This is a genomic window from Sorangium sp. So ce362, assembly GCF_051519845.1.
Classification (GTDB): domain Bacteria; phylum Myxococcota_A; class Polyangia; order Polyangiales; family Polyangiaceae; genus Sorangium.
This window is the reverse complement of record NZ_CP150332.1, coordinates 5,531,629-5,540,318: the sequence shown is the minus strand read 5'-3', so window position 1 is coordinate 5,540,318 and position 8,690 is coordinate 5,531,629. Positions and strand designations below refer to the sequence as shown.

Annotated in this window: 6 protein-coding genes and 1 pseudogene; 5 read left to right on the top strand and 2 right to left on the bottom strand. The window is 69.5% G+C overall.

Going from position 1 to position 8,690, the window contains the following annotated elements; all coding sequences use genetic code 11:
* The first annotated feature begins 5 nt into the window (after window positions 1-5).
* From WMF17_RS21440 to WMF17_RS21420, 5 genes and pseudogenes are all read left to right on the top strand, one after another.
* Window positions 6-1,085, top strand: a complete 1,080-nt coding sequence (locus tag WMF17_RS21440) for a MupA/Atu3671 family FMN-dependent luciferase-like monooxygenase (protein ID WP_437603945.1) — start codon at window positions 6-8, stop codon at window positions 1,083-1,085.
* Window positions 1,086-1,181: 96 nt separating this feature from the next.
* Complete coding sequence (locus WMF17_RS21435) at window positions 1,182-2,045, top strand: hypothetical protein (protein WP_437603944.1); 864 nt, start codon at window positions 1,182-1,184, stop codon at window positions 2,043-2,045.
* Between the two features lie 169 nt (window positions 2,046-2,214).
* Window positions 2,215-2,985, top strand: coding sequence for a thioesterase II family protein (locus WMF17_RS21430; RefSeq protein ID WP_437650986.1), 771 nt, complete (start codon window positions 2,215-2,217; stop codon window positions 2,983-2,985).
* An 82-nt stretch (window positions 2,986-3,067) separates the two neighbouring features.
* Window positions 3,068-3,181 (top strand): annotated as a pseudogene (locus WMF17_RS21425) (hypothetical protein); the annotation flags it as partial.
* A 19-nt stretch (window positions 3,182-3,200) separates the two neighbouring features.
* The gene (locus WMF17_RS21420) at window positions 3,201-3,893 is read left to right on the top strand and encodes a phosphopantetheine-binding protein (RefSeq protein WP_437650985.1); all 693 of its coding nucleotides are present in this window, start codon (window positions 3,201-3,203) and stop codon (window positions 3,891-3,893) included.
* On the opposite strand, the gene WMF17_RS21415 is transcribed toward WMF17_RS21420, so the two are convergent.
* Window positions 3,873-7,010 carry a multidrug efflux RND transporter permease subunit gene (locus WMF17_RS21415; protein ID WP_437650983.1) on the bottom strand — a complete coding sequence of 1,046 codons (3,138 nt, stop codon included), beginning with the start codon at window positions 7,008-7,010 and terminating at the stop codon, window positions 3,873-3,875. The genes WMF17_RS21420 and WMF17_RS21415 overlap by 21 nt on opposite strands.
* A 26-nt stretch (window positions 7,011-7,036) precedes the next feature.
* Window positions 7,037-8,212: an efflux RND transporter periplasmic adaptor subunit gene (locus tag WMF17_RS21410; protein WP_437650981.1), complete on the bottom strand. Its 1,176-nt coding sequence runs from the start codon at window positions 8,210-8,212 to the stop codon at window positions 7,037-7,039.
* Window positions 8,213-8,690 lie beyond the last annotated feature (478 nt).

Below are 8,690 nucleotides of genomic sequence, written 5' to 3'. Positions count from 1 at the left end.
TCAACATGGATTTCAGCGTCTATTTCTTCGCCGCGAACGACAACGCCAGCTTCGGGGAGCGGTATCGCTTCATCCTCGAGGTGGCCAGGTACATCGATGAGCACGGCTTTCGCGCCATCTGGACGCCGGAGCGGCACTTCCAGGAGTTCGGCGGCAGCTTCCCGAACCCCTCGGTCCTGAGCGCCGCGCTCGCCGCGGTCACCTCGAACCTCGAGCTGCGCGCGGGCAGCGTCGTGGTGCCGCACCATCATCCGGTGCGGATCGTGGAGGAGTGGGCGCTCGTCGATCAGCTCTCGCAGGGCCGGGTCGGGCTGTGCGTCGCGACCGGGTGGCACCGCGGCGATTTCGTCTTCTACCCCGGGAACTACGGCAACCGCAGGGAGCTCACGTTCGCGAGCGTCGAGACGATCCGCGCCCTGTGGCGCGGGGAGGCGGTCGAGCTCCCGGGCGTCGACGGCCAGCCGCTGAAGATCAAGACCTATCCGAGGCCCTGCCAGCCCGAGCTGCCCATCTGGCTGGTGCACAGCACCAACCCGGAGATCTGGATCAAGGCGGGGGAGCTCGGCGCCAACGTCCTCTCGCTCCTCGACAATTTCGACCGGCTCAAGGCGAACATCGCCAGCTATCGCGAATCGCTCGCGGCCCACGGGTTCGATCCCGCCTCGGGGACTGTCACCGTCGCGATGCATACCTATGTCGGTGACGACGACGTGCAGGTGCGCCGCCTCGTCGCCGAGCCGGTCAAGCAATACTTGAGCACGTTCTTGACACAGAGGAAGACGGATGCGAACCTCCAAGGTGCCTCCAAGGAAGTCAGCGAATCGGAGAGAGAGCTCTTGTCGCGGCTCGCGTTCGAGGATATGTACGAGCGCCGGTCGCTGCTGGGGACGCTCCCCAAATGCATCGAGGTCGTACGCAGCCTGAAGGGGATCGGCGTCGACGAGGTTGCATGCCTCGTCGATTTCGGCCTGAGCTTCGACGTCGTGCTCGGCGCCCTGCCGAGGCTCGACGCGCTGCGCGCGGCGTTCTCCGCGGAGCCCGCGCCGTCCACGGCTGGCCCCATGAGCTGGTACTATGCTCGCTGACTGAGGAGGGGGCGCGCCGGGAAGGCGCCGCCCCTCGGAGGCCGGCGACCGCAAGGATATCGCTGTATTTCAATCATGTTTACGCAAGGTGAATTCATGCTCAATCGTGCACGCTCCTTCTGGTTGGTCTCGATCCTGGCCGTCTCGGCGGCCTCTGTCTTCGGAGTTGGCTGTGGAGATGATGATGGCGGTGGCAGCGGCGGCAGCGGCGGCTCCACGGTGGGCGAGGACGGCTATACGCTCGATAACGTATGTGCCAAGCTGCCTGTCGCGACGTGCGAAGAGAGGAAGGAGTGCTGCGAGAAGGGGAGCGGCTTCGATCAGGCAGGCTGCGAGGCGCGCGAGCGGACGGAGTGCGAGGCGAACGTGGCCGAGGTCAAGGCGGGTACGATGACGTTCCACCCGGAGAACATCGCCCCGTGCTTCGCCATGCTCAAGCCGTACGGCGAGCAGTGCTTCCTCACGCTGAGCGACCTGTACACGTTCCTGGAGGAGTTCAAGATCTGCCGCATCTTCACCGACCAGCGCGCGCTGGGGGAGACCTGCGAGAGGCGATCGCAGTGCGCCACTTCGGCGGTGGAGGACGAGGCGATCGGCTGCAATGAGGGCATATGTTCCGTCGTGCGCTTCCTGGCGGAAGGCGCGGCGTGCTCGACCACCTCGCTGGACAGCTACTGCACCGGCGGCCTCTACTGCGACGCCGACGCGGAGACGACGGAGGGCACCTGCGAGAAGGCGGCGGCCGTGGGGGAAGATTGCAGCAGCAACCCCCTCGTGTGCGGGCTCGATAGCTATTGCGATCCGACGGCCGGGCTCTGCACGGCCCCGAAGGCGGGCGGAGAAGCCTGCGGGAGCCATATCGAGTGCCAGTCGTTCGTCTGTGATATGGCCACGAGCCAGTGCAATCCGATAAGGATCCTCAGCAGCGAGCTGGAGTGCAAGGGCGACCCTGCGCCCTAGCTGACGCGGGGCTCATCCTCATTTGACGCGAGAGGTTGAACAGGAAGGTGGAAAATTTCAGATGTTCATTCGTCTGCTCTTCCTCTCTTCTCGCCTTCCTGTGGCTCTCTTCGTACCAGGCCCGGAGGGGTGCCGCTCCTTGGGCAGGGCCTCGGCGCGGGCTTGACCGGTGAGGCCCCTCGAATCCGCGGACCGGTGGCTCGTCTCGCCGAGGCCGGCGCCCGAGGCGCTGGTACAGCTCCTGTTTTTCCCCTATGCCGGGGCTGGTACTTCGGTCTATCACGGTTGGGCGGAGGCGCTGCCGCCCTGGGTGGAGGGCAGCATCGTTCGCCTGCCGGGCAGGGAGACGCGCCTGCGGGAGCCTCCGCTCACGACGCTGCGCTCGCTGGTGCGAGCGCTCTCGCCCGCGCTGTCGCCGCGCTTGACGGAGCCGTTCGCGTTCTTCGGGCACAGCATGGGCGCGCTCATCGCCTTTGAGCTGGCGCGCCAGCTGCGCAGGGAGCGCCGGGCGGGGCCGGCGCATCTGTTCGTCTCGGCGCGCCCGGCGCCCCAGCTGCCGCCTCGCCATGAGCCTCTTCACGCATTGTCCGACGACGAATTCCTGGATCTTCTCGCGCGCCGCTACCAGGGCGTCCCGGAGACCATTCGCCGGGAGCCTGAGCTGCTGAAGCTCTATCTGCCCACCTTGCGGGCCGATTTTTCGGTGCTGGAGACAGCGACCTACGAGCCGGAGGAGCCGCTCGATTGCCGAGTTTCCGCCTTCGGCGGGCGAGACGACGAGACGGCGACCGAAGCCGAGATCGCCGCATGGTGCCGGCAGACCCGCGGCGACTTCTCGCTCCGGATGTTCCCGGGCGACCATTTCTTCCTCCACGGCGCGCGCACCGAGCTGCTGGACGAAGTCACCGAGCAGCTGACGCGCGCGCTGATCCCGACCTGACAAGTCTTTGGCGTGATACGACAGTCAGGTGTGGTATTCTGGAGACGGGTGCAGTTTCCGGGCGCGCGGCGTCACCCGGGAGATGCCCGTGGGCATCCTGCTCAGCCGCTCCAACGAGATGGTCGCGGCCACGCTCGGCGTCATGCTCTCGGGTGGCTCCTACGTGCCGATGGATCCGGACTACCCGGTGGAGCACCTGCGGTATATCCAGAAAGATGCCGGTATCCGGCTTGTCATCGCTGCCCCCGCCCGAGGCGGAGCGGCCAGAGCTCTCGGTGCCGTACAAGGCCCCGCGCGACGAGATGGAGCGGAAGATCTGCCAGATGATGGAGGCCCAGCTCAGCGTCCGCCCGGTGGGCACGGAGGACAATTGCTTCGATCTGGGCGGCAACTCCCTCTCTGCCCTGACCCGTGAGGTCCAGGACGCGTTCGGCCGCTCCTTCCCGCTGATCGTCTTCTTCACCACGCCGACGGTGGCCGCGCTCGCCCGGTTCGTGCGAGAGAAGGCTCCGCTTGTGCCCTCGGGGGAGGCGAGCGCGGCGCTCGTGCCGGTGCAGAAGGCGGGCAGCGACCCGCCGTTCTTCTGCGTGCACGGCGCGGGCGGCGTGGCCTATGGCCACGGCGCTCTCCGCCTGTTGTACCGGAAGGTGCGGAGCTTCATCGAGATCTGGGGTGGCTTCGCCCCCCACGCGATGGACGAGATGTTCGTGCGTCTGGCCTCCCAGCGTGCGGAGCGGGCGAGGCTGGGCCAGGAGATCTCGGGGATCGCCGGCTGGATGGAGCGGCGCATGCTGGCCTTCGCCAAGCGGAACTCCGTGCTGGGGCAGCTCCTCGACGAGGATTCGCCGCTCCTCACCACGCCAGCCTGCCACGGCGATCGTTCGTGCTCACGATGGCGGACCACCTGAAGGAGGCGTTGCGGAGCCGCTGAGCGCTGCCCTCCCGCGCCGCGGGCGGCTGACCAGCGCGAAGAACAGCGGCGCGAAGAAGACGCTGAAGATCGTCGCGGTGAGCATGCCGCCGAACACCCCCGTCCCGATGGCGTGCTGCGTGGCCGAGCCCGCGTTCCTCGCGAACACAAGGGGCATCACGCCCAGGATGAACGCCAGCGAGGTCATCAGGATCGGCCGGAAGCGCAGCCGCGCCGCCTCGATCGCCGCCTCCCGCACGCTCTTGCCCTGCTCGCGCAGGCTCTTCGCGAACTCGATGATCAGGATCGCGTTCTTCGCCGACAGCCCCAGGATGGTGATCAGCCCGACCTTGAAGAACACGTCGTTCGGCAGCCCGCGCACCGTCATGGCGAGCACCGCGCCCACCACCCCGAGCGGCACCACGAGCATCACCGAGAGCGGGATCGCAAAGCTCTCGTAGAGCGCCGCCAGCACCAGGAACACCACGACCAGCGACAGCGCGAGCAGCGCCGGCGCCTCGGCCCCCGACAGCCGCTCCTGGTACGACTGCCCTGTCCACTCCACCCCGAACCCGGGCGGCAGCTGCGCGGCCAGGCGCTCGATCTCGGCCATCGCCTCGCCGCTGCTCCGGCCGGGCGCCGGCGCGCCGCTGATCCCGGTGGCCGGAAACCCGTTGAAGCGCGCGAGCTGGAGCGGGCCGCGCTCCCACGCCGCCGTCGTGAACGCGGAGAGCGGCACCATCTGACCGGCGTCGTTGGGCACGGACAGCCTCAGCACGTCCTCGATCTGCATCCGGCTCGGCGCGTGGGCCTGCACGATCACCTGCTGGAGCCGCCCCTGGTTGGGGAAATCGTTCACGTAGGTCGGGCTCAGCGCCGTCGACAGCACCGCGGCCGCGCGCTCGAAGCTCACGCCGAGCGCGCTCGCCTTCTGGCGGTCGATCCGCAGCCGGATCTGCGCGGCGTCGGCCTGCGCCTCGGCGCGCACCTGCGCGACGACCGGGCTCCCCGCGGCGAGCTCGATGAGCCGCTGCTGCGCCGCCACGAGCGCCGCGTTCCCGCGCCCGCCCCGGTCCTGCAGCTTCAGGCTGAAGCCCGAGGTGCTGCTGAGCTCCATGATCGGCGGCGGCACCAGGCTGAACACCATGCCGTCGCGGATCTGGCTGAGCTTCTCGTTCGCCAGCGCGACCTCCGACTGGGCCGTCGCGCCGTCCGGGCGCTCGCCCCAGTCCTTCATCGTCAGGAAGATCATCGCCACGTTCTGTCCCGACCCCGAGAAGCCGAAACCCGGGAAGGACGCCACGCCGCCGATCGCGGGGCGGCCGAGGTAGTGCGCCTCCACCTGCTCGACCGCCTTCAGCGTGCGGTGCTGCGTGGCCTCGGGCGGGAGCTGCACGTCGACGATCACGAGCCCCTGATCCTCCTCCGGCAAGAAGGCGGTCGGCAGCCGGGCGTAGAGCAGGCCGAGCGTCGCGACGAGGATCGCGAACCCGAGGAGCATCCGAGCGCGCCTGTCGAGCGCGCCCGCGACCCACCGCCGGTATCCGGAGGTGAGCCGCTCGAAGCCGGCGTTGAACCAGCCGAGCGCGCCGCGGCGCCTCGCGTGGCCGGCGGGGACGGGCTTGAGCAGGACCACGCAGAGCGCCGGCGTCAGCGTCAGCGCCAGGAACGCCGAGAACAGGATCGAGACCGCCATCGACATCGAGAACTGCCGGTAGATCGCGCCCACCGAGCCCGACGCGAACGCCATCGGCACGAACACCGCCGAGAGCACGAGCGTGATGCCGACGACGGCGCCCGAGATCTCCGCCATCGCCTTCCGCGTCGCCTCGCGCGGGGACAGCCCCTCCTCGGTCATCAGCCGCTCGACGTTCTCGACCACGACGATCGCGTCGTCGACGATGATGCCGATCGCGAGCACCATCCCGAACAGGCTCAGCATGTTGATCGACGCGCCGGCGAGGAGCATCACCGCGCACGTGCCGAGCAGCGCGAGCGGCACCACGATCGCCGGGATGAGCGTGTAGCGGATGTTCTGCAGGAACAGGAACATCACCACGAACACGAGCACCATGGCCTCGACCAGGGTCTCGATCACCTTGTGGACCGAGATCCTGACGAAGGGCGCCGTGTCGTACGGCACGCTGTAGGTCACGTTGGGCGGCAGGCCCCGCGCGAGCTCCGCCATGCGGGCGCGCACGAGGTCGGAGGTCTTCATCGCGTTCGCGCCGTTCGCGAGCTGGATGCCGATCGCGGCGTCGGGCTTGCCGTTGCTCCGCGACGACGACGCCATGTTCTGCGCGCCGATCTCGATCGTCGCGACGTCGCGGAGGAGCACGCGCGACCCGTCGGGCTTCGCGCGGAGGACGATCGCCCCGAAATCCTCGGGCGTCGCGAGCTGCCCCTCGGCGATCAGCGTGGCGCTGATCTGCTGCGCCGGCGGGCTCGGCAGGTCGCCGATGCGGCCCGACGCGAACTGGACGTTCTGCGCGGCGATGGCGGCCGACACGTCGGCGGGCGAGAGCGCGAGCGCCGCGAGCTTGGTCGGATCGATCCAGATCCGCATCGCGCGCTCGCTGGTCCAGAGCTGCACGCGCCCGACGCCCGGGACCCGCTTGATCTCGTCGATGATGGAGCGGGCGAGGAGGTCGCCGAGCGCGGTGGGGCTCAGGCTGCCGTCGCGCGACGACAGGCTGACGATCATCAGGAAGCTCGACGTCGAGGCCTCGACGAAGAGGCCGTATTGCCTCACGGCTGCCGGCAGGCGGGGCTCGACCGCCTTGAGCCGGTTCTGGACGTCGATCTGCGCGAGATCGGGGTCGGTGCCGGGCAGGAAGGTCGCGGTGATCTGGGCCGTCCCGGAGGTGTCGCTCGACGACTGGAAGTAGAGCAGGCGCTTGGCGCTGCTCAGCTCGCGCTCGATCAGGCTGACGACGCTCTGGTCGAGCGTCTGCGGCGTCGCGCCAGGGTAGCTCGCATAGATGGAGACGGTCGGCGGCGCGACCGATGGATACTGCGTCACGGGGAGCCGCGGCAGCGCGATCGCCCCGAGGAGCGCGATGAACATCGCGATGACCACCGCGAAGATGGGCCTGTCGATGAAGAAGCGCGACATGCTGGCCTCGATCTGCTCCGTCGGCGTCAGCGCGCCGCCGAGGCCGCGGGCGGGGGCGCGTTCGCCGAGGCCGCGGGCGCGGGCGTGAAGGGGACGGCGCGGACCGCGGCGCCCGGGGCGACCTTCTGGTGGCCTTCGACCACGACCTTGTCGCCGGCGTCGAGGCCGGAGGTGACGATGTAGCGATCGCGATCGACGCCGCCCGTCTGGATGTGGCGCACGGACGTCTTGCCGTCGGGCTGGACGACGAGGACCGTCGCGTTGCCACCGCCGTCGCGCCCGACCGCTTGCTGCGGCACCGCGAGGGCCGCCTGATCGACGTGCTTGGCGAGCTTCACGCGCACGAACATGCCGGGCAAGAGCAGGCGGCTCGGGTTCGGGAAGCGCGCGCGCAGCGTCACCTCGCCGGTGCCGGGATCGACGCTGATGTCAGAGAAGAGCAGCTCGCCCTCCTCGGGGTACTCGCCCCCGTCATCGAGCACGAGGATCGCGGCATGCTTGCCCGCCTCGCCCTGGGGCGCGCCGTCCAGCGCGGCGCGGCGCAGGCGCGTGAGCTGCGCGGCGGGCTGCTTGATGTCGACATGCACCGCGTCGATCTGCTGGATGACGGCGAGCGGCGTCGCCTCGGCCTGGCCGACGAGCGCGCCTTCGGTGACGAGCGCCCCGCCGATCCTGCCGCTGATCGGGGCGGTTACGGTCGCGTAACCGAGGTTCAGGCGGGCCAGCGCGAGCGCCGAGCGCGCCTGGGCGATCTCGGCGTGGGCCACGGCCTGCGCCGCCATCGCGTCGTCATGCGCCTCGCCGCTGACCAGCCCCTCTCGCACGAGCGCGCTCGAGCGCTTCGCTCGCGCCTCGGCCTGGCCGAGGTTGGCCTGCCCTTTGACGAGGGCGGCGAGGGCGCTGTCGACGGCGGCCTTGAAGGGCGCTGGGTCGATCACGAAGAGGGTCTGTCCCTCCTTGACCTCGCTCCCTTCGGTGAAGCTGCGCTTCAGGACGATGCCCGCGACGCGCGCGCGGACCTGCGCCAGGCGGAGGGGAGCGACGCGGCCGGGGAGCTCGTCGCGGAGGGTGACGGGCTCCATCTTCACCTCGATGACGCTGACCTCGGGCGGGGGCGGCGGCGGCGCGTCGGGCGCGGCGCGGCACGCGCCGACGAGGAGGGCGGCTGCGAGGATCCCGCCGAGCTTGCGTACGTCGATCATGCGTCCATTCTGCCGGGCTCGAGGGAGGTCCACGGAGGAGACCGCCCCGTGGTTTCGCCTTGGCGTAGTGCAAGCGAGGGGTCCTTTCAACCTCCGGGACCGCCGAGCGCCGGCAGGCGTTGCCCCGCCCTGCGCCGCGCTGGCCGTGTTTCCCCGTGCAACCGAGGAGATCTGTCGCAAGATCCTGCAGCGGGCGCCGCGTCCGCTGAGCCAGCCAAGACGACGCGGAGGCGAGTGACGCTCGACGCCTCGGCCGCCGGGCATGCTAGAGTGATCGAGGGCGTCAAGGGTGCGCGACCCCCGGCTTCTTCGAGCGGGCGCAGCAGGGCCTGCACCACGAGGTATAGGCCAGTAAGCCTATGCCTCGCTCCAGCGGTCTCGGCTATGAGCTCGTTGCTGTCACCTGCATCGGGTGACGCGAGGACAGATGGCGATCTGGGAGCAGGGAGGCGCGGCCGCTTGGCAACGTTTCGCAACC